Origin of the sequence: Leucobacter fengyongliangi (assembly GCF_050971685.1) — a bacterium.
Classification (GTDB): Bacteria; Actinomycetota; Actinomycetes; order Actinomycetales; family Microbacteriaceae; genus Leucobacter.
This window is the reverse complement of sequence record NZ_JBPCEU010000016.1, coordinates 12,622-35,238: the sequence shown is the minus strand read 5'-3', so window position 1 is coordinate 35,238 and position 22,617 is coordinate 12,622. Positions and strand designations below refer to the sequence as shown.

The 22,617-nt window shown below is 66.1% G+C and carries 19 protein-coding genes and 1 tRNA gene; 4 read left to right on the top strand and 16 right to left on the bottom strand.

Annotated elements, in window-relative coordinates; translation table 11 throughout:
• Positions 1-17: 17 nt before the first annotated feature.
• Positions 18-1,652: an ABC transporter substrate-binding protein gene (locus ACR0R4_RS11825; protein WP_433647651.1), complete on the bottom strand. Its 1,635-nt coding sequence runs from the start codon at positions 1,650-1,652 to the stop codon at positions 18-20.
• A gap of 362 nt (positions 1,653-2,014) precedes the next feature.
• Here ACR0R4_RS11825 and ACR0R4_RS11820 point away from each other — a divergent pair, with 362 nt between their 5' ends.
• Complete coding sequence (locus tag ACR0R4_RS11820) at positions 2,015-2,461, top strand: VOC family protein (RefSeq protein ID WP_433647650.1); 447 nt, start codon at positions 2,015-2,017, stop codon at positions 2,459-2,461.
• A gap of 119 nt (positions 2,462-2,580) precedes the next feature.
• On the opposite strand, the gene ACR0R4_RS11815 is transcribed toward ACR0R4_RS11820, so the two are convergent.
• A complete protein-coding gene (locus ACR0R4_RS11815) occupies positions 2,581-4,320 on the bottom strand; it encodes an AMP-binding protein (RefSeq protein ID WP_433647649.1) in 1,740 nt (579 codons plus the stop codon).
• Positions 4,321-4,574: 254 nt separating this feature from the next.
• Complete coding sequence (locus tag ACR0R4_RS11810; protein WP_433647648.1) at positions 4,575-5,141, bottom strand: adenine phosphoribosyltransferase; 567 nt, start codon at positions 5,139-5,141, stop codon at positions 4,575-4,577.
• 114 nt (positions 5,142-5,255) lie between these two features.
• Between ACR0R4_RS11810 and ACR0R4_RS11805 the strand changes: the two genes are divergently transcribed.
• A tRNA-Arg gene (locus tag ACR0R4_RS11805) sits at positions 5,256-5,329 on the top strand.
• Positions 5,330-5,413: 84 nt separating this feature from the next.
• Here the strand turns inward: ACR0R4_RS11805 and ACR0R4_RS11800 are convergent.
• The 5 genes from ACR0R4_RS11800 to ACR0R4_RS11780 form a co-directional block, all read right to left on the bottom strand.
• Positions 5,414-5,755, bottom strand: coding sequence for an antibiotic biosynthesis monooxygenase family protein (locus ACR0R4_RS11800; protein ID WP_433647647.1), 342 nt, complete (start codon positions 5,753-5,755; stop codon positions 5,414-5,416).
• A gap of 255 nt (positions 5,756-6,010) precedes the next feature.
• Positions 6,011-6,784 (bottom strand): class I SAM-dependent methyltransferase, encoded by a 774-nt coding sequence (locus ACR0R4_RS11795; RefSeq protein ID WP_433647646.1) that lies wholly within the window; start codon positions 6,782-6,784, stop codon positions 6,011-6,013.
• 291 nt (positions 6,785-7,075) lie between these two features.
• The gene (locus tag ACR0R4_RS11790) at positions 7,076-7,978 is read right to left on the bottom strand and encodes a glycine betaine ABC transporter substrate-binding protein (protein WP_433647645.1); all 903 of its coding nucleotides are present in this window, start codon (positions 7,976-7,978) and stop codon (positions 7,076-7,078) included.
• Between the two features lie 101 nt (positions 7,979-8,079).
• Positions 8,080-8,967 carry an ABC transporter permease gene (locus ACR0R4_RS11785; RefSeq protein WP_433647644.1) on the bottom strand — a complete coding sequence of 296 codons (888 nt, stop codon included), beginning with the start codon at positions 8,965-8,967 and terminating at the stop codon, positions 8,080-8,082.
• Positions 8,964-10,364: a quaternary amine ABC transporter ATP-binding protein gene (locus tag ACR0R4_RS11780; RefSeq protein ID WP_433647674.1), complete on the bottom strand. Its 1,401-nt coding sequence runs from the start codon at positions 10,362-10,364 to the stop codon at positions 8,964-8,966. The genes ACR0R4_RS11785 and ACR0R4_RS11780 overlap by 4 nt, the downstream gene beginning before the upstream one ends.
• A gap of 489 nt (positions 10,365-10,853) precedes the next feature.
• Here ACR0R4_RS11780 and ACR0R4_RS11775 point away from each other — a divergent pair, with 489 nt between their 5' ends.
• A complete protein-coding gene (locus tag ACR0R4_RS11775; protein WP_433647643.1) occupies positions 10,854-12,740 on the top strand; it encodes a SulP family inorganic anion transporter in 1,887 nt (628 codons plus the stop codon).
• Here ACR0R4_RS11775 and ACR0R4_RS11770 read toward each other — a convergent pair.
• From ACR0R4_RS11770 to idi, 8 genes are read right to left on the bottom strand one after another with little or no spacing between them, the layout of a single operon-like run.
• Positions 12,737-13,648 carry a TIGR01777 family oxidoreductase gene (locus tag ACR0R4_RS11770; RefSeq protein WP_433647642.1) on the bottom strand — a complete coding sequence of 304 codons (912 nt, stop codon included), beginning with the start codon at positions 13,646-13,648 and terminating at the stop codon, positions 12,737-12,739. The two genes, ACR0R4_RS11775 and ACR0R4_RS11770, sit on opposite strands and share 4 nt — an antisense overlap.
• Positions 13,645-16,002 carry an MMPL family transporter gene (locus ACR0R4_RS11765; protein WP_433647640.1) on the bottom strand — a complete coding sequence of 786 codons (2,358 nt, stop codon included), beginning with the start codon at positions 16,000-16,002 and terminating at the stop codon, positions 13,645-13,647. The genes ACR0R4_RS11770 and ACR0R4_RS11765 overlap by 4 nt, the downstream gene beginning before the upstream one ends.
• Positions 15,999-17,204, bottom strand: a complete 1,206-nt coding sequence (locus tag ACR0R4_RS11760) for a prenyltransferase (RefSeq protein ID WP_433647639.1) — start codon at positions 17,202-17,204, stop codon at positions 15,999-16,001. Before ACR0R4_RS11760 ends, ACR0R4_RS11765 begins: the two co-directional genes overlap by 4 nt.
• Entirely contained in the window at positions 17,201-17,545 is a 345-nt protein-coding gene (locus tag ACR0R4_RS11755; RefSeq protein WP_433647638.1) for a lycopene cyclase domain-containing protein, read from the bottom strand. Before ACR0R4_RS11755 ends, ACR0R4_RS11760 begins: the two co-directional genes overlap by 4 nt.
• Complete coding sequence (crtI, locus tag ACR0R4_RS11750) at positions 17,545-19,158, bottom strand: phytoene desaturase family protein (RefSeq protein WP_433647637.1); 1,614 nt, start codon at positions 19,156-19,158, stop codon at positions 17,545-17,547. The genes ACR0R4_RS11755 and crtI overlap by 1 nt, the downstream gene beginning before the upstream one ends.
• Positions 19,155-20,084 carry a phytoene/squalene synthase family protein gene (locus ACR0R4_RS11745; protein ID WP_433647636.1) on the bottom strand — a complete coding sequence of 310 codons (930 nt, stop codon included), beginning with the start codon at positions 20,082-20,084 and terminating at the stop codon, positions 19,155-19,157. Before ACR0R4_RS11745 ends, crtI begins: the two co-directional genes overlap by 4 nt.
• Positions 20,081-21,190, bottom strand: coding sequence for a polyprenyl synthetase family protein (locus ACR0R4_RS11740; RefSeq protein ID WP_433647635.1), 1,110 nt, complete (start codon positions 21,188-21,190; stop codon positions 20,081-20,083). The genes ACR0R4_RS11745 and ACR0R4_RS11740 overlap by 4 nt, the downstream gene beginning before the upstream one ends.
• The gene (idi, locus tag ACR0R4_RS11735) at positions 21,187-21,759 is read right to left on the bottom strand and encodes an isopentenyl-diphosphate Delta-isomerase (protein ID WP_433647634.1); all 573 of its coding nucleotides are present in this window, start codon (positions 21,757-21,759) and stop codon (positions 21,187-21,189) included. The genes ACR0R4_RS11740 and idi overlap by 4 nt, the downstream gene beginning before the upstream one ends.
• 106 nt (positions 21,760-21,865) lie before the next feature.
• On the opposite strand from idi, the gene ACR0R4_RS11730 reads away from it, so the two are divergent.
• Complete coding sequence (locus ACR0R4_RS11730) at positions 21,866-22,462, top strand: MarR family winged helix-turn-helix transcriptional regulator (protein WP_433647633.1); 597 nt, start codon at positions 21,866-21,868, stop codon at positions 22,460-22,462.
• Positions 22,463-22,617 lie beyond the last annotated feature (155 nt).

The following is a 22,617-nucleotide window of genomic DNA, read 5'->3' as shown; positions in this document are numbered from 1 at the left end:
CCGTGTGTGACTTGGCGCTACTCAGCGACCTCGGCGGCGAAGAGCTTTGCGCCCCACGGCCCGACGAACGAGTAGGCGCTGTAGTCAGCGAGCCCCACGCGGTTGGTGAACGAGGTGAGCGCCTGGCCCCACCACAGCGGGGCGTTCACGACCTCGGTCGCGCTGAGCTCTTCGAGCTGCAGGATGAGATCGATGCGCTCCTCGGGGTCTACCGCCGCATTCGACTCGCTCAGCAGTGCCGCGGCCTCGTCGCTGACGAACCCGTTGGGGTTATCTGGCCCGATAAGGTATGCGGGAACCTCGGCCGGGTCGCCCGTCGTGGAGAAGTACCACATATAGCTCAGGCCGTGCTCTCCGTCGCCGATCGTGGCGAGCCAGGTCTCGATGGGCACCTCCTTCACCGCCACCTCGATGCCGATTTCTCCGAGGCTCTCACCGATCGCCTGGGCGGCAGTGCCGAGCTGCGGGCCGGTGTTGGGGAAGGTGAGCTCGAGCTCGAAGCCATCAGGCACGCTCGACTCCTCGAGCGCGGCACGTGCCTCATCAAGGTTGAACTCGTGCTGAGTCGCTCCCGCGAGCAGCTTGCGTGCCTCGTCTGCGCCGACCACCGATTCGATGGACTCGGGGGTCATGATTGTCGTCGCAACCTCGCCGTTGCCTCGGAGCAGGCGGTCGACGATGGTCTGGCGATCCACTGCGAGCGCGATCGCCTCGCGCACCTTCGGATCGTCAAACGGGGCGACGTTCTGGTCGAAGAGCAGGCCGACGTATGACAGGTCATTCACGTTCTCAACCCGCACACCGTCGATCTCGCGCCACTGATCGGCCTGACCGATGGGCACGTTGAACGCGATGTCGATGTCGCCCTTCTGCGCTGCGAGGAGGCGGGTATTCTCGTCGGGAATGAACTCGATGTTGATCTGCTTCACTGCGGGGGTGCCGCCCCACCAGTTGTCGTTGCGCACCAGGGTGACGTGGGAGTCGGGCTGGAACTCGGTGACCTCGTAGGGCCCGCTGCCCGGCAGCAGTGACTCGCTCGTGCCCACGGCGCCGCCAACGGCTTCCCAGTGCGCCTTGGGTGTGACGAACGCCGACCCGGCCGTGCTCAGGTTCTTCAGGAATGCCTGATCGGGCTCGGCCGTAGTGACCGTGACCTCGTTCTCGCCAGTGACCTCGACACTCGCCATGTTGTAGAGGTACCAGGAGAGGCTCGGCGAGGCAACCTCGTCTTGTGCCTGCTGCAGGCTGAACACCACGTCTTCGGGGGTGACGGGCGCGCCGTCGTGGAACGTCGCGTCATCGCGCAGCTGGAACACGTAGGTGTTCTCGTCTGGGGTTTCCCAGGACTCGGCGAGGGACGGTACCACCGCGCCGGTCTCATCAATGCCGACGAGCCCCTCCTGCACGGTTGAGGCGACGTAGTAGTTGAGGATGCCGCCCTCGACGCCCGTGTAGAGATTCGCGAGCGAGCCCGGCAGCGCGACGGTGATCTCGTCAAGCTCCGCCCCGGTGTCGACGAGGTTGACGGGCTCGGTGGCTGCGGGCGCACCGCCACCGCAGGCTGCGAGGGAAAGCGCCAGCAGCGCGGCACCCGCGGTCGCAATGGCGCCGCGCACACCGGCGCGCGAACGAAGGGGGGATCGCATCGACATGAGGTCTCCTCGGGTCTGAATGTCAGTGTGCAACGGCGCACTCTGGGAGTCACGCTAGCGCATTTGGGCCATCTGCGGCATCGATCGTGACCTCGTGTAACGCAAACGAAATCTTCGGGCGAAAACCCTTCAGGTTTCGAAATCGGAGGCATTCAGAGACATGAGCAACGGAATGCGCGGGCCGGGCAGCCTGGGTGCCGGGCAAGAAGCTCCGTCACCTTCGCATAGGGCGCAAGTGGCTGCTTGCCGCCCCTGGAAACAGCCACTTGCGCCCTACCCGGGCTGGAGGCGAATGGTGTCGCGCGGGATCCCAGGCACCGAACCCAGGGCGCGCCCCGCCCCTCACCGCAGAGAAGCACATCATGACCGACGCTCAGGCATCGCAGGAACCACAGGAACCACACGCACCACAGCTCCCCCAGGGGCGCCCAGTCCACTTCGAGATCCACGCGGCCGATCCGAATCGCGCTGCAGAGTTCTACGTGACCGTTTTCGGGTGGAAGACCGAAGACTGGTCAGAGTACGCCGGAACCCCGTACTTCGGCCTCACCACCGGCGAAGGCCCAGGCATCGACGGTGCCATCATGCAACGCCAGGGAGAGAACCCCGAACCCGACACTCCCGTTGCCGGAGCCGTGCTCACCATCGGTGTCGAATCGTTCGACATCACGGCCGAGCGCGTGCTCGCCGCGGGAGGCATCGTCGCACAGCCGAAGGCGGCCCTCCCTGGGATGGCCTGGCAAGGATACTTTCTCGACACCGAGAACAACGTGTTCGGTGTGCACGAACCGGACGAGAACGCGGCGTAGGTCTCCCGGTCACCAGGATCACCGCGACCGGGTCGGGCAGTGCGCGATGACGCTCCCGGTGGACACTCGCGCAGGGTTCGCGAGTGACGAACCCGGCGCGGCCGTCCGCCCTAGCGCGCCTACGCCTTGAGCCCCGGGAAGTCTTCCTCGCGCCACTCGGTGGCGATCCGCTCGCCCGCAGCATGCGCGTGAACCTCGCGCTGTCTCAGCTCCACCCGACGAATCTTGCCCGACGCCGTCTTCGGCAGCGCAAAGAACTCGACCCGGCGCACCCGCATGTACGGCGGCAGCACCTCGCGCGCGTGCGCCAGGATGGCGCGCGCGGTCTCGGACGATTCCGCGACCCCGGCGGCGAGCGCCACGTACGCCTTGGTCACGTTGAGCCGTGTGTCGTCAGGGGCTCCCACCACAGCGGCTTCGGCCACGAACGCATGCTCGAGGAGGGCGCTCTCCACCTCGAACGGCGACACCTTGAAATCGCTCGATTTGAAGATGTCGTCGGTGCGGCCCACGAAGGTGAGCACCCCGCCCTCTCCGCGCTGGGCGACATCGCCAGTGTGAAACACTCCGTCGCGCATGGCCTTCGCGGTCGCCCCGTCGTTGCCGAAGTACCCGGGCATCAGGTTAATAGGGGGCGGATCGAGGCGCAGGCAAATCTCACCCTCGTCGGTCTCGGCGCCTGTCAGCGGGTCGATGAGCACCGCGTTGACGCCCGGCAGCGGGCGTCCCATCGCCCCCGGCACCACTTCTTCGCCGGGCATCGTCGCGATCAGCGCCGTGGTCTCGGTCTGGCCGTACCCGTCACGGATCTCGAGACCCCACCAGTCGCGAATGCGCGCGATCACCTCGGGATTCAGTGGCTCCCCCGCCGATATGACCTCACGCAAGGCCGCGGGCTTGTGCTCAAGGTGGTGCTGGATCAGCATGCGCCACACGGTGGGAGGGGCGCAGAACGTGTTCACTCGCGCACGGTCGAGTTCGGAGACGAAGTGATCCGCATCGAAACGCGAATAGTTCGCGACGAAAATGGTGGCCCCCACGTTCCACGGGGCGAAGAAACTCGACCAGGCGTGCTTGCCCCAGCCCGGCGCGCTCACGACAGAGTGCGTGTCGCCCGGGCGCACACCGATCCACGCGAGTGTGGTGAGGTGCCCAACCGGGTAGCTTGCGTGCGAGTGCATCACGATCTTGGGCAGGCTCGTTGTACCCGAGGTGAAGTAGATGAGCGCGGGGTCGTCGCTCGCCGTGGTCTTCACGACGCGCGCGACGGAGGCCGCGCGCGATTCCTCGAAGCGCTCCCAGTCGTACAGCGCCGCCCGCTGATCGGGGGTCGCTGCGTCAAGACCTATCCCGATACCTTTGTATTCGCCGGGAACCCTTGCGAATTTCAGCGCGTCTTCGGCCGCCGCGAACACCCAGCGCACCTGCCCGCGCACCACGCGATCTTCAAGTTCCTGGGCACCCAACACAACCGAAGTAGGCAAAATCACCACGCCGATCTTCAGCGCGGCGAGCATAATCTCCCAGAGTTCCACGCGATTGCCCAGCATCAGCATGGCGACATCGCCGGGCCTTGCGCCCTGCGCGCGCATCCAGTTGGAGACCTGATCGCTGCGCCGGCTGAGTTCGGCGAATGTGCGCTTCACCTCGGTGCCGTCTGCCTCGGCGATCCACAGGGCGACCGTATCGTTGCCCCGCGCGATGACGTCGAACACGTCGTGGGCCCAGTTGAATTCGGTGCCCACATCGGGCCACTGGAATTCTGCGCGTGCGCGGACCGGGTCGCCAGAGCAGGCGAGGAGCCGGTCGCGCGCGGCGAAGAAGGCCCGGGATCCGTCTGTCAGTTCGCTGGGGGTCATTCCCCCATTCTCGCGCATGGGTACTGTGCATCCGGAAGGGCAGCCGGGCAGGCGTTCTGTTTCGACGGATGGACACTCGCGCAGGGTTAAACGCGACGGAACCCTGCGTCGTTGCCTACTCGCAAGGGATCGCTATCGACAGATGGACACTCACGCAGGGTTCATCGCAATGGAACCCTGCGTCGTTGCCCACTCGGTGCGCGCCGGGTCGCGCTTCGGCTCCGGCAAGGATGCAGCGGGATCGGGAGCGCGGCTCAGCTGTGAAATACAGTGTGCAAGTGTGGATCGCCCACCGTCTCGCGCCCACCGAGCCCTGCAATTTCAAACAACACCGCGGTGCCCGCCACCTCGTAGTCAAGCTGCTGCAGCATGTCGAGCGCGGCGGCCAGGGTGCCGCCCGTCGCGAGCACGTCGTCGATCACGAGCACCCGGGTTCCCGGAGGGAGATCCGCGTGCATCTCGATCGTGGCGGTACCGTACTCAAGCGCGTAGTCAATCGAAGCTGCGGGGCGGGGGAGCTTCCCAGCCTTGCGGATCGGCACAACGCCGGTGCCCGCGGCGATCGCGGCTGCGCTGGCGAGAATGAACCCGCGCGCCTCAATGCCCGCGATCACGTCAAAGGTGCCGGTAAAGGGGGCAAGCAGCGCGTCGACGGTGACGCGCAGGGCCTCACCGTCGACGAGCAGTGGGGTGATGTCGCGGAACAGAATTCCCGACTCAGGGTAGTCGGGAATCTCGCGGATCAGCGCGGCGGCCCGATCGAGTGCGGTCGAGGTCGACGTGGTGGAAATTGCGGGTGATGCTGCGGGTGCTGTAGTCACGCAGAAAGGGTACCTGAGTACGCCGAATGCTCCCCGTGCGCTGACACCAGACCCCCTTCGATTTCCATTTCCCCGAGAGATCGGGTAATGTCTCTTTGGTTGGGAAACCAACATGCGCCCTTAGCTCAGCTGGATAGAGCGTCTGACTACGGATCAGAAGGCCAGGGGTTCGAATCCCTTAGGGCGCACCGAGAGAAAGCCCGATCAGAGATAAAATCTGGTCGGGTTTTTCGTTTCACGAAGGACTTCACTATCCGCGGCGAAGCTGGGGATCAGTCCCGAATCGGGACATGTTCGAGTCCGAGATTCGCGCTACCGTAGACCGCCTGCACTTCGGAGATAATCACCCGATACTCGCCAAGCCATTCGCCGTGACGCTGCTTCGCGACGGCGTGGGTGTCCATCCCAATGAGTTCGCGGAGTGCCTCCATGCTCGACCAGTAGTAGACCTCGGAGTGCAACCCGGTTTCCTCGTTATGCCAGGCCTCCTCGCCCAAGAAACCAGGGATCTTCCGCGCGCGTGCTGCGATCTCGCTGTCGAGCCGATGGAAGTCGTCGTTCAACTCCTTCGTTTCAAATATGAAGGTGGAACTGTACTTCGGTTTCGGTGCCACTACAGTATCCTCACAATTTGGCAGGGTTCGAGATGCCCAGAATACCGAGCACCAAGCAGAACCAACAGTGAGGCGGTTCTCACAGGCTGGTGCGGTTTCTGCCTCACACTGACTTCCCGGCCGCGTCCACACGACTCCGGTCGGGTATTTCACTCCAGTCGGATGGACCTGGCCCGAATTGTCCGACCGAAGTCAAATACCCGACGTGAGTCGCGAGGTTTAGGTCCGCCGACAGGGGTGCCCAGCCTCCCGCGCCTACTGCGGCACCGCGGCTGCGCGCCGCCTCACCAGCACGATCCCGTCCGTCAAGACAACATGGGCACCATCGGGGGCGACCGCCTCGCGGTCACGCGTCTGGGCAATCACCGTGTCCCACTCCTCCGGGTTCAGATCGAGTGCCGAAAGTTCGTCTTCGGGCAGAGGAAACTCGGGAGCCTCGTGCTCCACTGAGCTGTGATCCCCAGGCCCCTGGCCATCTGAACCGTGATGATGCAGGTCCGCGGCCCAGGGCGGCGGCGCAGCGTGCGCAGTGATCAGAAGATGACCACCGGGGGCCACGTGCGCAGCGGCACGTCGCAGGATGTGCTCCCGCGGAAGCTCGACAGGGGAATGCAGGAAGCTCGCAGTGACGAGATCGAACTGCTCTTCGGCCGCGAGCGCGGCGAGGTCAGCAACCCGGAAGTTCGCCTGCGCCACGGTGAGCCCTGCGGCGTGGGCCGCAGCCCGGGCACGCTGAATGGCGGTTTCCGAGATGTCAATTCCGGTCGCGTGCCACCCACGTTTCGCGAGCCACACCACATCCCCACCCTCGCCGCAGCCGAGATCGAGCGCGCGACCCGGGTCAAATTCGCTCACCGTGTGGGCCAATACCTGGTTCACACGGCCCGACCACATCTTCTCAGCACTTCCGTAGCGCGCTTCCCAGTACTCAGCAGGGGCGACTTCCTCCGGAGTATCTGCATGCTCAACGCCGAGATCGCTTTCCACTTCAGTCCGGGATGCATGAATGTGCGTTTCTTGTCTCGTCATAGGGTTAGCCAACTCCTCTCGCGCAGATAACGCAACCGTCACGGTTGCGTTGCGGCTCCAGCAAGATCAGGCAAGCCTCTAACTGCACGTGCGTCGCAACTCAGGAACGAGATTCCGGCCGCCCCGGCGGGTCAAGCACCATCCACCCTCGCGTGCAACGGCTATCGGAGAGGCGGCTCAGACTCGATCCTCACCTTCACCCAGCAAATCGGGCTTCAACCGGCTGATGTACGTCAAATCTGCCGGTTGAAGCCCGAACTACCGACTCACAGGCCGGGCAACGAGGGACCGCTACGCGGTCAGCGAGTCCACGTAGTCGCGGTTCTCCGCGATCCACTCGGCCACAACGGGGCCATAATCGTCACCGTCGTACTCATTGAACATGACATTCTCGAGCGAGTACAGCAGCTCAGAACTCATCTTGAACGACTTCAACCAGTCGGCGACCTCGGGGAAGTTCCCCTCGAAGCTCTTGCCGCCAATCGAGTGGATCCCCTCGGCGTCACCGAGTGCTCCCTCAGGGTCGGCGAGATCCTTGATGGGGAACGCGTCGTAGGCCCAGTGCGGACGCCACAGGGTGACGACCACGTTGTCACCGGCGTCAGTCGCGGCCTGCAACTCGGCGAGCATCGCGGGCGTCGACGAGATCGTGAAGTCCATGCCCTCGAGCCCGTAGGCCGGAATCACGGCTTCCTCGGTGATTCGAGTGAGCCCAGCCCCGGCTTCGATCCCGACGATGGTGTTGCCGAACACATCGGCGTTGTCGGCGAGCTCGGCGAGCGAATCAATCGGCGCGTCCGCGTTCACAGCGATGGTAAGCGCGGCCTCTTCGTTCCACGCACCCAGGTCGACCAGGTCGTCACCGTACTGCTCCATGTAGTCGGAGTGGGTGATCGGCAGCCAGGTGTCGAGCGTCACGTCGTAGTCGTCGGTGGTCAGGCCGAGGTACACGGCCGCAGGGTCAGCATACTCGAGCTCGACGTCGTAGCCGTTCTCTTCGAGCACGGCCTTCCAGAGCTCGCTCGCGGCGATTCCCTCGTCCCAGCCGTTGAACACGGCAAGCGTGATGTCCTGGTTCTCTCCAGCATCAGCGGATCCGCCGTCGTTTGCCGGGGTTCCCGCCGAGCAACCTGCCAGCGCGAGGGCGGCTGCGGCGCCGAGTGCGAGTGCGCCCGTGACTTTCCTCTTCTTCATGGTGTTCCTTTCCTCCCGCGCAATGCGCAGTTGTTGGGGATGTGCACCCGGGCCTGGACCCGGAAACGGACGGCTTGGGGCCGCCCGAGCTTGAGTGACCGCTAGGCGTGAACCGCGGATCCGCCAACCGGCAGTGCGGGCGACAGTTTCTTGATGCGTCGCGTGCGTTTCCTGCCGAATGAACCGGTGATCCGATCGAGGATCATCGCGATGATGACTACCGACAGCCCCGCCTCGAAGCCGAGCGAGATGTTGATGCGTTGCAGGCTCTGCACGACGGCCCCGCCGAGACCACCGGCACCCACCATGCCTGCGATGACGACCATCGACAGCGACAGCATGATGACCTGGTTCACACCCGCCATGATGCTCGGCATGGCAAGTGGCAGCTGGATCTGGCGCAGGATGCGACCGGGCTTCGCGCCGAACGCGTGACCCGCCTCGACGACTTCGCGATCCACCCCCCGAATACCGAGTTCGGTGAGCCGCACGCCTGGGGCGAGCGCAAATACGATCGTTGCGACAATACCGGGCACGACACCGACGCGGAACAGCACGATCGCGGGAATCAGGTAGACGAACGCGGGCATCGTCTGCATGAAGTCGAGCACCGGGCGAATGATGCGCGAGGCCGTGTCGTTTCGTGCGGCGAGGATGCCCAGTGGGATCGCGATGAGGAGCGCCACGAGGGCGGCAACGACGGTCAACGCAAGCGAGTCCATCGCGTTGTCCCACTGGTTGACCCCGACGATCATGAGGAGGCCGATGGCGGTGCCGAGGGCGAGCTTCCAGCCCTTCGCGAGCCAAGCGATGACCGCGATCACAAGGATAATGGACCAGAACGGGGGCTGCGTCAGCACAAACTGCAGGCCCTCGAACATGCCGAGGAAGATGCTCCTCAGCACGTCGAAGAACCCGGCCAGGTTAGTGGTCAGCCAGTCGACAACGGCGGATGCGCCGTCGCCGAGGGGCAGGCGGAAGTCGTTCATGCGCGGTCCTCCTGGGTCTTGGGCAGCAGCGGGTTGGGACGACTCGGCGTATCGACTGCGGCGGCAGTACCGCGTGTGCCATCTGGCCCAGCGGAACCGGCGGTCCCGGCCAGACCGGCCGGATCGGCGGGACCAGCGGCGGTATCGGCAAGCGTCTCGGTGATCTCGGCCGCAGGGATAGTTGGCGTGGGCTCGATGATGGGGATCTCGGTAGTCATCGGAGGCATATTCGCGAGCGAGGCGAGCAGCGTTACTCGTGGCACCACACCGATCAGCCGGTCGCTCTGGTCGACTACGGCGACCGGCAGCGGGCTTTCCACCGCGAGCTCGAAGAGGTCGACGAGCAGCTGGTCGGCGGTCACGACCGAGGACGTCCTGCGAAGCACCGCGGTCAGGTCGACACCCCCCTCCCGCACCTGGCGCAGCACGTCCTTATCGCGCACCACTCCGAGCAGCGAGCGGCCTCCTGTCGTGACGAAGCAGGCGGAGGCCTGCACATCGCGCATGATGCGCAGCGCCGCGCGGGGGCCGGCAGTGGCTGGCACGACCGCGCGCGGTGGCTCCATCACATCGCCCGCGGTGAGCACCCGGGCCCGATCCACGTCCTGCACAAACTGCGCGACGTAATCGTTCGCCGGGTCAGTCAAGATGTCGTTCGGGGTTCCGAGCTGCACGATTTGCCCGTCGCGCATGACCGCGATGCGGTCGCCGAGAAACATCGCCTCATTCAGGTCGTGGGTGATGAACACGATGGTCTTCCCGAGTTCCTGCTGCAGCTCGACGAGCAGTTCCTGCATCTCCCGCCTGATGAGTGGATCGAGCGCCGAGAACGCCTCGTCCATGAGCAAGATGTCGGTGCCAGCGGCGAAGGCTCGGGCGAGCCCGACACGCTGCTGCATGCCACCCGAAAGTTGGCTGGGCAGGCTGTCCTCCCAGCCAGTGAGGCCGACGCGGGCGATCCACTCCTGCGCGGTTTCTGTGCGGGAAGCCTTTGAGACGCCCTGGATCTCCAGACCGTAAGCGACGTTGTCGATCACGCTGCGGTGCGGCAGCAGGGCGAAGTGCTGAAACACCATCGCCATACGATCCCGGCGCAGCGCGCGGATCTTCTCGCCCGTGAGCCCGACGACCTCGGTGCCAAACACACGGATCGAGCCGTCGGTGGTGTCGTTCAAGCCGTTCAGCATGCGGATGAGCGTCGATTTGCCCGATCCACTGAGGCCCATCACCACGAAGATTTCCCCCGGCCGCACGTCGAAACTTGCGTCGATGACGGCTGCGGTTCCGAGGCCCCGCACCTCTTCGCGAGTGGATCCCGCCTGCAGGCGGCGCACCGCCTCTTTGGGGCGCTTCCCGAATACCTTGAAGACGCGCCTGACCTCGATTGCGGGCGACACGTTCTCGGCGAGTTGCGCAGTCGGTTTGGTCTGTGGGTAAGTGCTGGGGAATGCCACAATTTCTCCTTGCGGGCACGCCAAACGTGCCCATCGCTTCTCTGGCCGACGCATGACCAAGTGAAGCCAGCGCCGCCGGTGCGGAAAAAGAGGTGAGGGTGAGCGGCCCTGGGCCGCTCACCGAACATCACACCTCCGTGTGGCGGCTGTCGGCGCCGCTCTCACCGTTCAGCCCTGTCGATTTCGCACCCGCTTCTCAAACAGCAGACGACGCGCAACCTGGCGGGCAGGGAACGGTGAGTTCCTCCTTTGACCGTAACAAGGTCCTCACGCAAAGCGCAAAGCAGGGGCGTGGAATTTGACGCTGATTGAGCGCTCAGATTTTTCTCTGACCTGGAGTTTTCTCCGAGACCAGATCGTTATACACAATCCGATCCAGCAACCAAATTCTGCCGTTCCGCACCGCCGCGGCCACAGGGCTATCCTGGCGACATGGCTTCACTGGGGCAGACACGGGGCACAGGGCACAGCATCAGGCGCTCCCTGCGCACCCTCCTTCCCGGCCTCGACACCGCCCTTGGGTATCAGCGCGCGTGGCTGTGGCCCGACATTCGCGCGGGCCTGATCCTCAGCGCCCTCCTCGTGCCCGCCGGCATGGGGTACGCCCAGGCAGCGGGCCTCCCCGCCTACACTGGCCTCTGCGCCACCATCATCCCGCTTCTCGCGTACGCGGTCTTCGGGCCTTCGCGCATCCTGGTCGTCGGGCCCGACTCCGGGCTCGCTCCCCTCATCGCCGTCGCGGTGCTGCCGCTCGCACTCGGAAGCCAGGACCGCGCGGTCGCCCTCGCCGGGCTGCTCGCGATCATGGTCGGGGTGATCCTGATCGTCGCGGGTGGCCTTCGTCTCGGCTTCATCACCGACCTGCTCTCGAAGCCGATCCGCCGCGGCTATCTCAACGGCATCGCCCTGATCGTCATCATCTCGCAACTGCCCAAGCTGCTGGGGTTCTCGATCGATTCGACGCAGCCGCTGCGAGACATTTGGTCGATCGGCGTCGCAATCGTGCAGGGCGGGATCACACCGCCCGCCGCGATATTCGGGGTGGGTTCACTCGCCGTGATCCTCAGCTTCAAGTTGCTTCTGAAAGACCGGATCCCCGGGGTGCTCGTCGCGGTGGTCGCGGGCATTCTCGTCACTGCGATCCTCGGCCTTTCGGAAACGCTCCCGGTGGTGGGCAAGATGCCGCAGGGGTTCCCGGCACCCGCCCTCGGCGGAATCCAGTGGTCCGATGCGCTGGCTCTTGCCGCCCCCGCCCTCGCGATCGCACTCATCGCCTTCGCCGATACCGGGGTGCTCTCCCGCACCCTCGCCTCGCGGCGGGGCGAGACGGTGAGCGGCAGTCGTGAGATGGTGGGCCTCGGCATGGCGAACGTCGCTGGCGGGGTCATGGGCGGCTTCCCCATCGCAGGGTCAATGTCGCGCACCCCCGTGATCGAGGCGGCGGGCGCGCGATCGCAACTCGCCGCGGTGATCGGGGCGCTCCTGGTGCTCGCCTTCATGCTGTTCCTGCCGGACGTGACCGAGTTTCTCCCACAATCGGTGCTGGCCGCGGTCGTCATCGTGGCGATCTCCTCAGTATTTCAGCCCACAGGGGTCGGGATGTGGAAGATCGACCGCTGGGACAGCAGCCTCGCAATCGCGGCGTTTCTTGGAGTGCTCCTCGTCGGCGTACTCGAGGGCATCCTCATCGCGATCGGTCTCTCTTTCGTCGCCTTCGTGTGGCACTCGTGGCGCCCGTACCGCGCCGAACTCGGCCGGATACCGGGTCGCCGCGGCTATCACGACCGATCGCGCAACCCCGAGGCGGAACGCATTCCGGGCATCGTCATCGTACGCTGGGATGCCTCGCTCTTCTTCGCGAACGCGAACATCTTCGCCTCCTGGGTGCGCGGCGTCTTGAAACGGGCCGAGCGCGAGGCACCACCCGGCGCTCCCGCGATCCACACCGTGCTGCTCGCGGCCGAACCCATCACCGACATCGACACCACGGCGATGGACGAGCTCGTGCGCCTCGACGAGTACCTGCAGAGCCGCGGGATCACGCTGCTGCTCGCGGAACTCAAGGGTCCGGTGCGAGACCTCATCCACCGTCACGGGCTGGGTGACAGGTTCACGCCCGATCGGTTCCCGCCGACTGTAGGCGCGGCGGTGGATGCGTTCACGGGCGAGCTCCGCACCGACATCTCGACGCACGACCGCGAGTCAGTCGATGTTGAGTCAGTCGACACGGGAAAAGCCGACGATGCTCACCACACGGACGGCACCCATGACGGGAACGGCGCCGAGGGCGATCAGCCGAAGCCCCGCCGCGACCGTTAGCCCCTGCGGTCGCCTTCGGCGAGCGCGGCCTGCACCGCCGCCTCGACCGTCTCGGAGGTGAAGGTGAACCCCGAGCGCTCAAGCACGGAGGGCCGCACGTCGGCATCCGCGGTCAGCAACGACTCGGTCGCGGCACGGCCGAGCGCGAGCCGCAGCCCCCACTCGGGCGCCGGAAGCCAAAACGGGCGCCGCATCGCGCGCGCGAGCGCCCGCCCCTGCTCGTTCGCGGTCGCGGGAGTCGGACCCGTGAGGTTTACCGGCCCCTCAATCTCGCTCGCGATCAGGTGCTGGATCGCGCGCACCTCGTCGTCCAAGGAGATCCACGGCCACACCTGCGTGCCGCGCCCCAGTGGACCACCGAGACCCAGGCCAGTGAGGCGAATCATCGGCTTCAACACGCCATCACGGTGGATCACCGGAGCCGTGCGCAACAGCACAACCCGGCTGTGCGGGCCCGCTGTGCGTGCCGCCCGCTCCCACTCCACGCAGAGACCCGCGAGGAACGTATTCCCCGCGGGGGAAGCCTCGGTGAGTACGGCACCCGGCACCGACCCGTAGTAGCCGACCGCGGAGGCGGAGAGGAACGCTGGCGCGCCCTCCCCCAGCTCTCGGATCGCGTCGGCGAGCGCGAGAGTGGGGCCCAGGCGTGAGGCCGTGAGTTCCGCCCGGTAGCTCGATGTCCAGGGCATGCGCCCGACGCTCGCGCCGCCGAGCGCCACGACCGCATCGGCCCCGTCAATGAGGCCCGGGTCGAGGGGCCGCTCTCCTGGCGCCCATGGCACCTCGTGGGCGCCGCGCGCGGGGCGGCGCACCAGGGTGGTGACCTCGGTGCCCACCTCGCGGAGCGCGCGCACGAGGGCCGTGCCAATGAGACCCGACGCTCCCGAAACCACCACCCGCCGCGTCATGCGCGATCCGCCCCCGCATGCCCGGCGTCGGCTGCCGGAGCCGCGACGGCTGCCGCCGCGTGCTCGGGCTGGTGCGCCGCCCCGGCCGCAGCCAGTGCCGCGGCCTTCTCCGCCGCGACCTTCTCCTCGTGCTCGGCCCGCCCGAGCTTCGACGGCCACCAGATCTTGCGCCCGATGTCGTACCCGAGCGCCGGCACCAGCAGTGTGCGCACGACGAAGGTGTCGAGCAGCACACCGAAGGCCACGATGAAGGCGAGCTGCAGCAGGAAGAGGATCGGAATCACCGCGAGCGCCGCGAAGGTCGCCGCGAGCACGAGACCCGCCGAGGTGATCACCCCGCCCGTGATGGTGAGCCCGCGCAGGATCCCCTCGCGGGTGCCGTGCTTGATCGTCTCCTCGCGCACACGCGTCATCAGGAAGATGTTGTAGTCGATGCCCAGCGCGACCAGGAACACAAAGCCGAACAGTGGCACGGCGGGGTCGGCACCCGGGAACTGGAAGATGCCGTTGAAGACCAGCGCCGCGACTCCCATCGCCGTGCCAAACGAGATCACGGTGGTGATGATGAGCAGCACCGGCGCCAAGATCGAACGCAGCAGCAGCATCAGGATCAGCAAGATGACCACCAGGATGATCGGGATGATCAGGTTGCGATCGTGGATCGACGCATCGTTCGTGTCGAGCGCGGTTGCGGTCACCCCGCCTACGAGGGCGCTCGGCGCAGCATCGGCGAACTCGGCGCGGAGCTCGCGCACGGTGTCGCCCGCCTCCGCGGAGTCGGCGGCATTCACCAGCGTGCCCTGCACGAGCACCTGGCCATCCACCACGGTTGGCTCTGGGGCCGGGGTGCCGGGAGGCCCGAACGCGGTGATGCCATCCTCGGTGACGGGTGCGGATCCACTCGGTGAGTCTGCCGCCGTGACCGTGACGCCATCGATGCCGGCGTTCGCGAGCAGAACATTGGTCGCGTCTTGGAACTCGCCCTCGTCGACGACGACCTGCACGGGGCTGCCCGATCCACCGGGGAAGTGCTCGCCCAGCGCGACCTGGCCGTCGCGAGCCTCGGAAGCCCCCAGCACCAGATCGGAGGCGGGCACGCCGTCGGCCTTCAGCTGGGTGATGCCGAGCGCGCCGACCAGGAGCACCACCGTGGTGAGCACCCAGATGAGGCGGGGGCGGCGCTGTACGAGGCGCGCGACCGAGACCCAAAAACCCTTCGCGGGCATGCCGTTCTCGGCGGCGACAACCTCGGGTTCGAACTTCGGCCTGCGTGGCCAGAAGGCCGCACGGCCGAACGCGAACATCAGCGCCGGCAGCAGCGTGAGCGCCGACAGCATGGCGAAGACGATGCCGATCGCGGCGACTGGTCCGAGCGTGCTGTTCGACTTCAGGTCTGACAGCAGCAGGGTGAGGAGGCCCGCGATGACCGTTCCGCCGGACGCAAGGATCGGCTCGATCGAGCCCTTGATCGCGCGCATCGTCGCGACCCACTTGTCGGAGTTCACCCGCAGTTCCTCGCGGAAGCGCGCGACGAACAGCAGTGAGTAGTCGGTGGCGGCACCAATCACCAAGATAAAGAGGATGCCCTGGGTTTGGCCGCTGAGCAGCAGGATCTCCCACTTCGCGAGCCACCAGACCAAGAGCAGCGCGGCGCACAGCGCGAAGAGGCTGGTCGACAGCACCGCAACGGGCAGAAGGAGCGAGCGGTACACGAGCACCAGGATCACCAGCACGGCGAGCAGCGCGACCGCGAGCAGCAGACCGTCAATACCCGAGAATGCGGCCGACAGGTCGGACGTGAAGCCGGCCGGACCGGTGACGAACACTTCGACCCCTGGGGGAGCGTTCGCGCGCAGTTCGTCGCCGACTTCGGTCACGATCTCGGCGATCTCGCCGTCGCTGGAAATCGGCACGAAGGCCTGCACCGCAAGGCCATCCTCCGACGGGATCGCGGGCGACACCTCGTCGCCTACCCCTTCGAGCTCGGTGAGGGCCGCGATCTCGCCGCTGATGCTGGTGAGCTCAGCCTCGGTGAGTTCCGTGTCGCCCACGACGACCACGATGGCCGGGATCGCGTCGGAATCGCTGAACTCCCCGAGGAGCGCCTGCACCTGTGTGGCATCGGCCGACTCGGGCAGGAAGGTGGTCTGGTCGTTCGACGACACCTCCTCGACCTTGCCGAAGTAGGGGCCGCCAACGCCGGCCGCGGTGAGCCAGATGATGATGAGCACTGCGGGAAGGAGGATGCGCAGCCACTTCGGTACCCGCGAGCGCACGGGGTCGATGGGGCTTCGTGCGTGGTGGGGTTGGTGTGGCGCGTTCGCTTGCTGCGCGATTCGTGAACGGGAGGTCATGCCGGAGTCCATTCGGTGATGAGGATGAGTGTTGCGAGGGCACCTGAGAAGAAGTTGAGCCAGATGAAGCGGCGCCAGGCGATGTTGGTGCGGCCCGACGTTTCGTCGGTCACGTTCCACCATGGTGCGCAGTTGACCAGGTAGGGCACCACGATGATCGCGGCGAGGGGGCCGGGCCAAGGGGTGAAGAGCATGGCCACGCCCGCGAGCAGCCACAGCACGAGGGCGAACCGCACGGTGGAGCGCGCTCCGATGACGGTGGCCACCGAGTGGATCCCGCCCTCACGGTCGGGGCCGATGTCTTGAATCGCACCGAAGGCGTGTGCCGCCATCCCCCACAGGAAGAATGCCGCGAGGGTCAGCACCAGCGGCATCGTGAACTCGGCACCCGCGAGCGTGAGGCCCACAACCGCGGGACTCACGAAGTGCGTGCTGGAGGTGATCGAGTCGAGGAACGGCCGCTCCTTGAAGCGCAGCCCCTTCGCCGAATACGCGATGACCGCGAACACGCTGACGGCGAGGGCGAGCCAGGTGGCGGGGCCTCCAGCGAGCCCCAGCACGAGCAGGAAGGGGATGTTCGTGAGCGCTGCTGCCCAGAGTGTTGCCCGATGCAGGCGCGGATGCAGGAGCGCCCCCTCGATGCCGCCCTTCCTGGGATTCGCAATGTCCGACTCGTAGTCGAACACATCGTTAATGCCGTACATTGCGAGGTTGTAGGGAATGAGGAAATAGAGAAAGCCGAGCACAAGCAGCCAGTCGATCTCGCGGGTGGTGAGCAGGTACGCCGCGCCGAAGGGGTACGCCGTGTTGATCCAGCTGACCGGGCGCGAGGAGAGCACGAGCTGAGAGAACGCGCGCTGTCGATCCGCCCCACCGCGCGCGAGCAGCACCCACAGCGCAGGCAGCAGCACGGCACCGGCAAGTGGGTACGAAAAGTCTTCAATCGGGGCGAGTCCTACGCTTATTCCGAGCAGAAATTCGGGCGCGTAGGTGAACAGTCCGAGGCCGATCATCACGTTGTCGAAGATCGCCGTCAAGATGAACAGCGCACCGACCGTGATCGCCACCGCGATCCAGTGCCGGCGGGAGGCGCCGGTGACCGCGAGCGTCGGGGTGCGGCGAGCGGCAGCCAGGCCCCAGGCCACGAGACCGGCGGCGAGGGCAATGACAGCCCCGAGGAGAGCGAGGGTGGGGTAGGTCATGGCTGATCCACCAGCTCGTTCGTGGACGCGCGTGGGGAGAGCAGACGCACCGCACCCGTGTAGATCACCATGGTGCACAACACCAGGAAGATAAGGAAGACCGGCTCTTCGAGCGGAAGCTCGGGCGCGAGCACGATACCCGTCGCCACCGGGCTGTCGCCGCGCAAGAAGATGCCGAGGGAGATGCCCGCGACATCCCAGACGAGAAAGAGCGCGGTGCCCAGCACGGTGATCAGGCTCGCGATCGCCGCGTCATGCCAGAAGAACAGGCGAAACCGGTGGTCGAGCAGCAGCATGCACCCGATCCCGACCAGCAGCGCGGCGAGGTAGAGGGCTCCCATTAGGCCGGGCCCCCGGTGCGAGCAGGAACCGGGAGCGGGCCCGCGCTGTGGTCGCCACGAATGCGCTTCAGCACCAACTCTGCGCTGATGAGGCACATCGGCACCCCCACGCCGGGCGCGGTGGTCGCGCCCGCGTAGAACAAACCCTCGACCTTCTTCGAGGCGTTTTGCGCACGAAACATCGCGCTCTGGCTGAGGATGTGGGCGGGGCCCAGCATGCCACCCTGCCAGGAGTGGTAGTCGCTCTGGAAATCTGCCGGGCCGATCGTCTCGCGCACGACGATCCGCTCGCGCAGACCCTCGATGCCCGACCACGCCTCGATCTGGTCGATCGCCGCGTCGGCCGCGCGTTCGATCGCCGCGTCACCCGCGCCGTCCGATCCGCCGCTGCCCAGGCCGGGGTCTGCGGGAACCGGGATCAAGACGAAAAGGTTCTCGTGACCCTCCGGTGCGACGCTCGGATCAGTGGCGCTGGGCTTGCAGACATAGATCGACGCCGGTGACGGGACGTGTGTCTCGGCACCGAAGATCGCGTCGAAGTTCGTCTTCCAGTCAGTAACGAAGAAGAGCGAATGATGGGGCAACTCGGGCAACTCGCCCCGCACACCCAGCATCACAAGCACGGCACCCGGCCCGCTCGTGCGCTTCTGCCACCACTTCTCGGGGTAGCTGCGGTCGGGCTCGAGCAGCAGACGCGTCTCGGTGTGGTGCAGGTCTGCGCCCGAAACCACGATGTCGGCCTGCTCGCTGTGCTCGACGCCATCCGCGCCCTGCCAGATCACTCCGGCGATTTCGCGCTGCTTGCGGCTGAGCTTTCCCGCCTTCCGCGACTTGCGGGTGACGATCCGCTTGGCCTCGGCACCGGTCGTGATCTTGACGCCCGCTTCTTTGGCGAGCGCTTCGAGCCGTTGGGATATTTGCCAGAAGCCCCCCATCGGGTACTGCACGCCCTCGTCGAGATCGAGCGCGCTCATCAGGTGATACATCGCTGGGGCATCGGCCGGGTTCGTACCGAGGAAGACCGCGGGGTAGCCGAGCACCTGGCGCAACACCGGGTGCTCGAAGCGCTTCGCGACGTACGATTCGAGCGAGGAGGCCAGCAGGCCGGTGAGTTCGGGGGCCGCGCCCATCACCTCTCGCTGGGCGAGCGAGCCCGGCCTGGTAAACGGGTTATAGAGAAAGTACTTCTCGGCCATGTCGGTGGTGTGGCGGGCCGAGGCAAGGTACTTCGCGAGAGCCTCGGCGCTGCCCGGCTCGACGCGTTCGAAGGTGTCGAGCACGCGGTGCTTGCCGAGTGGGATCGTCAGCGGATCGGCCAGCTCTCCCCCCTCGGCGGGCTCCGAGAAAACTCGGTACCCGGGGCGTAGGAACGTGAGGTCGAGTTGTTCCTCGGTGCTTGTGCCCAGCATTTCGAAATAGTGGTCGAATACGCGCGGCATGAGGTACCACGAGGGGCCCGTGTCAAAGCGAAAGCCATCGCGCTCGATGAGCCCTGCGCGGCCGCCGACCCGCTCGTTCTTCTCGAGCACGTGCACGTCGTGGCCCTCGCGCGCGAGCAGTGCCGCGGTGGCGAGGCCGGCCACGCCTGCTCCGATGACGATCGTGCGGGTCATGAGTCTCGCTCCATCCAGGTGGTGATGAGCGCACGCGCGGCGAGTCCGGCTTTCACCGGGTCGGGCACACGCACGCGGGTGGTGTACAAATCTTCGGCGGGAGTGTGATCCACCCGGTCAGTCAGCGCGGCGAAGAGGGCAAGCGCGCTGCGCACGGCCGCGCGCGCGTCTTTCGGCAGCAGCGGGATCACCGCTCTCGCGTCGTCAAGCTGCGCCCGCACCGTGCGCACCCAACTGTCGCGATCCGCATCGCTCAGTCGGTGGTCGGCGCTCAGGTAGCTGCGACCGAGGCGGTCGGTATCGTCTGCCAAGTCGCGCAGGAAGTTGATGTTTTGGAATGCGGCGCCCAACTGGCGGGCACCGAATTCGAGCCGATCGCGTTCCTCGTCAGTGTGGTTGCGCCCGCGCAGGAACACGCGCAGGCACATGAGCCCCACCACCTCGGCGGAGCCGTGCACGTAGCGCGCGTGGGCCTCCGTGTCATAGACGAGCGGGGCTGGCCCCAAAGTCGGATCCGTCTCGCCAACAGCCTCGCCAACATCCTCGCCCAGGTCTGCTCGCATGGAATCAAAAAACGGCTGCGTCAGGCTTTCGTCGATTCCTGCCTCGCGAGCGGTGCGAGCAAAGGCGTGGATCACGAGATCGCTCGAGTACCCCACGCGCATCGCGCGGTGCGTGTCTGCCACGTACCGCTCGAGCGCCTCCGTCTGCTCGACGACGCTCAGCCCGGCCTCGGCAGCCACCCCGTCGACGATCTCGTCGGCGACGCGCACCATCGCGTAGATGTTGCGCACGTGCTGGCGATGCCGCGCCCCAAGCAGCCTGGTGGCGAGGCCAAATGAGGTCGAATACGTGCCGATCACGTCTCCCGCCGCGATCTCGGCGGTGCGGGTGAATCGGTCGAGCGACGACGCGTCGTCGCTCACGATCGGCGCTCCTCGAGTTCCGCCGCGAGCGCGAGCAGCACCCGCCGGGCACCCGGAGCAATGGTGTGCGCACTTCCGGTGCCCGCAAGCACCTCGTACAAGGCCGTCGTCTGCTCTTCGACGAGGCCGCGCACGAACTTCTCGGCCCCGCACTCGGTGAGGAGGGCGCGCAGTCGCGCACCCATCTTTTCGGTGAGCTCGGGGTTACCGAACTCGCTTTCGACCGTCGGCCACGCGCTCGTCATGCGGGCGTACGAGATGATCGCGGTCTGTTTGCCCTCGCGCAGGTCAGAGTAGGGGTCTTTACCGTGCAGCTCGGGGTCACCAAACGTCGAGATCAGGTCGTCTTGCAGCTGAAAGGCGAGCCCCAGATAGTACCCGGCCGCGGTGAGCGACCGTTCGAGGTGCTGCGGGGCCTGCGCGAGAATCGCCGCCGCCCGCATTGGCAATTCGAACGTGTAGGTGGCGGTCTTGTGCGCAGACATGGTGAGCACGGTGCTGAGGTCGGGCGCAATGAGCCCGTCGCTCAGCCCCACGTCAAGCTGCTCGCCAGCGATCGACTCGGTGATCGTGTGCTCGAGCAGATCGAGCATCTGGATCCGCACCGCGTGGGGCAGATCCACTCGGGCGAAGATCTGATGCGTGGCGACGAGCAGCAGGTCGCCCATCAGGATGCCCCCGGTGCGGGCCCAGTGCAGCGCACCGCGCTGGTCGCACTCGCCGCGCGCGCTGCCGTCGTCAAGGAGCGCACCGATGAGGTTTCGACGGCCGCGGCGCACCAGGTCGCCGTCGATCACGTCGTCGTGCAGCAGGAAGGAGTAGTGCAGCAGCTCGATCGCGGCGGCGATGCGAATGATCGACTCCCGCTCGATGCTCGACTCAGGTGCGCTTTCCGACACCAGCGCGTCAAAAACTTCGACCATCAGCACCGGCCGCACGAGCTTCCCGCCGAGAACGTGCTCGGCCGCCAGCCCCCAGAGGTGCGAAAACTCGCTGCCGTAGGCCTCCGCGGCCGCGGTCTGCGCCGCAAAAATCTCGCTGAGCTCGCGCTCGACCGCGGTGCGCAGCAGTGCGCGGGTGCGGTTGTGCCCCACGACCGCGGTCATGAATCGCGTCCGTCCAGCGGTGCGGACGCGTCGGCGTTCGGGTTCTCGGCCTGGCCCAGCCGTTCAAGCAGCTGGGGAAGCTGCATCGCAAGCCAGGGGCTGAAGGCGAACGGCGCCCGCTCAACCGCTTCTGCAAGTGTGTGCGGATCCACCCATGCCCACTCGACCACCTCGTCTGGCCGGGGCGTGAGCTCGCCGTGCAGTCGCGCGATGTGCACCGGGCACACCTCGTTCTCGACGATGCCGCTGGCGTCAACCGCACGGTACCGGAAGTCGGGAAGCACGACCTGAACCTCGCCGACCGTCGCGCCGAGTTCGTCGGCAGCGCGGCGCGCAATTGCGAGCTGCATGTCTTCGCCGGGGGCGGGGTGACCGCAGAAACTGTTCGTCCAGACACCGGGCCACGTGCGCTTGTCGAGCGCCCGGCGCGTCACGAGCAGCTTTCCGTCTTCGTTCATGACGTAGCAGGAAAACGCGAGGTGTAGCGCGGTCTGAGTGGTGTGCACGTCGGCCTTGGGCACGGTGCCAATGGCTTCGCCGTCTTCGCTGAGGAGCACCACCATCTCCATGATTCCCACCTCCAAGTTTCAGAGCAAGTATCTCTGCTAACAACATATTATTAGCCGATCTAGCAATAAACCTAGCACGAAGTCTGAAATGCGTTATTATATCCACATGCCTGAATTCGACGATCGAGGGGACGCCGTTTCGTCGACCCTGTATAACGTCGAGACCAGCGATCCTGACTCGCGATTGATAGATCGTGACGGCCTCGCACCCGACGAGATGAAGCAGATCGGCAAGCTCATGTCCGCCCTCGGCAAGCTGCGTGATGCCGAGCAAGAGTTGTCTGAGGCATCGCAGAAATACATGCACCTGAACCGCTCTGACATGCGCGCGCTGCACTACTTGATCGTCGCCGGAAACACTGACAACATCGCAACACCGGGGGCGATTGCGACTCACCTCGGTATCTCAAGCGCGTCCACCACGAAGCTGCTTGACCGGCTCGAGAAGGCCGGGCACATCACCCGAGCGCCGCACCCGACCGACCGCCGAGCGCTCGCCATTTCGATCACCCCCCAAACTCACGAGGCCGCCATGCAGACCGTGGGTCGGCAGCAGGCGAAGCGATTTCACGCGGCCGCTCGCCTCGCCCCGCACGAGCGCGAGGTCGTGATCCGCTTCCTCACCGACATGGCCGAGCAGATATCTCTCCGCGACGCGGCCTGGGCAGGCGGGGCAAGCGCCCCCGCCACAGCCGACGCGTAGACTCGTCGTCGGCACCCCGGGGCCCGGCACCCCGGCTCCCAGCGGCCGGCGGCGGCTCAGCCCCACGCAGGTGCCCCGATCCACCGAGGAGTTTTGCGTGAATAGCTTGTCGAAGACCACTGACCAGCCCTCGCGCTACCGCATCGAACCCACGG

Excerpts from the sequence above, each read along its gene's own strand:
- crtI (WP_433647637.1), bottom strand. The coding sequence starts at position 19,158 with ATGACCCGCACGATCGTCATCGGAGCAGGCGTGGCCGGCCTCGCCACC.
- ACR0R4_RS11730 (WP_433647633.1), top strand. The coding sequence starts at position 21,866 with ATGCCTGAATTCGACGATCGAGGGGACGCCGTTTCGTCGACCCTGTAT.
- ACR0R4_RS11765 (WP_433647640.1), bottom strand. The coding sequence starts at position 16,002 with ATGACCTCCCGTTCACGAATCGCGCAGCAAGCGAACGCGCCACACCAA.
- ACR0R4_RS11740 (WP_433647635.1), bottom strand. The coding sequence starts at position 21,190 with ATGACCGCGGTCGTGGGGCACAACCGCACCCGCGCACTGCTGCGCACC.
- ACR0R4_RS11775 (WP_433647643.1), top strand. The coding sequence starts at position 10,854 with ATGGCTTCACTGGGGCAGACACGGGGCACAGGGCACAGCATCAGGCGC.
- ACR0R4_RS11755 (WP_433647638.1), bottom strand. The coding sequence starts at position 17,545 with ATGGGAGCCCTCTACCTCGCCGCGCTGCTGGTCGGGATCGGGTGCATG.
- ACR0R4_RS11790 (WP_433647645.1), bottom strand. The coding sequence starts at position 7,978 with ATGAAGAAGAGGAAAGTCACGGGCGCACTCGCACTCGGCGCCGCAGCC.
- ACR0R4_RS11770 (WP_433647642.1), bottom strand. The coding sequence starts at position 13,648 with ATGACGCGGCGGGTGGTGGTTTCGGGAGCGTCGGGTCTCATTGGCACG.
- ACR0R4_RS11795 (WP_433647646.1), bottom strand. The coding sequence starts at position 6,784 with ATGACGAGACAAGAAACGCACATTCATGCATCCCGGACTGAAGTGGAA.
- idi (WP_433647634.1), bottom strand. The coding sequence starts at position 21,759 with ATGGAGATGGTGGTGCTCCTCAGCGAAGACGGCGAAGCCATTGGCACC.
- ACR0R4_RS11760 (WP_433647639.1), bottom strand. The coding sequence starts at position 17,204 with ATGACCTACCCCACCCTCGCTCTCCTCGGGGCTGTCATTGCCCTCGCC.
- ACR0R4_RS11825 (WP_433647651.1), bottom strand. The coding sequence starts at position 1,652 with ATGTCGATGCGATCCCCCCTTCGTTCGCGCGCCGGTGTGCGCGGCGCC.
- ACR0R4_RS11815 (WP_433647649.1), bottom strand. The coding sequence starts at position 4,320 with ATGACCCCCAGCGAACTGACAGACGGATCCCGGGCCTTCTTCGCCGCG.
- ACR0R4_RS11785 (WP_433647644.1), bottom strand. The coding sequence starts at position 8,967 with ATGAACGACTTCCGCCTGCCCCTCGGCGACGGCGCATCCGCCGTTGTC.
- ACR0R4_RS11820 (WP_433647650.1), top strand. The coding sequence starts at position 2,015 with ATGACCGACGCTCAGGCATCGCAGGAACCACAGGAACCACACGCACCA.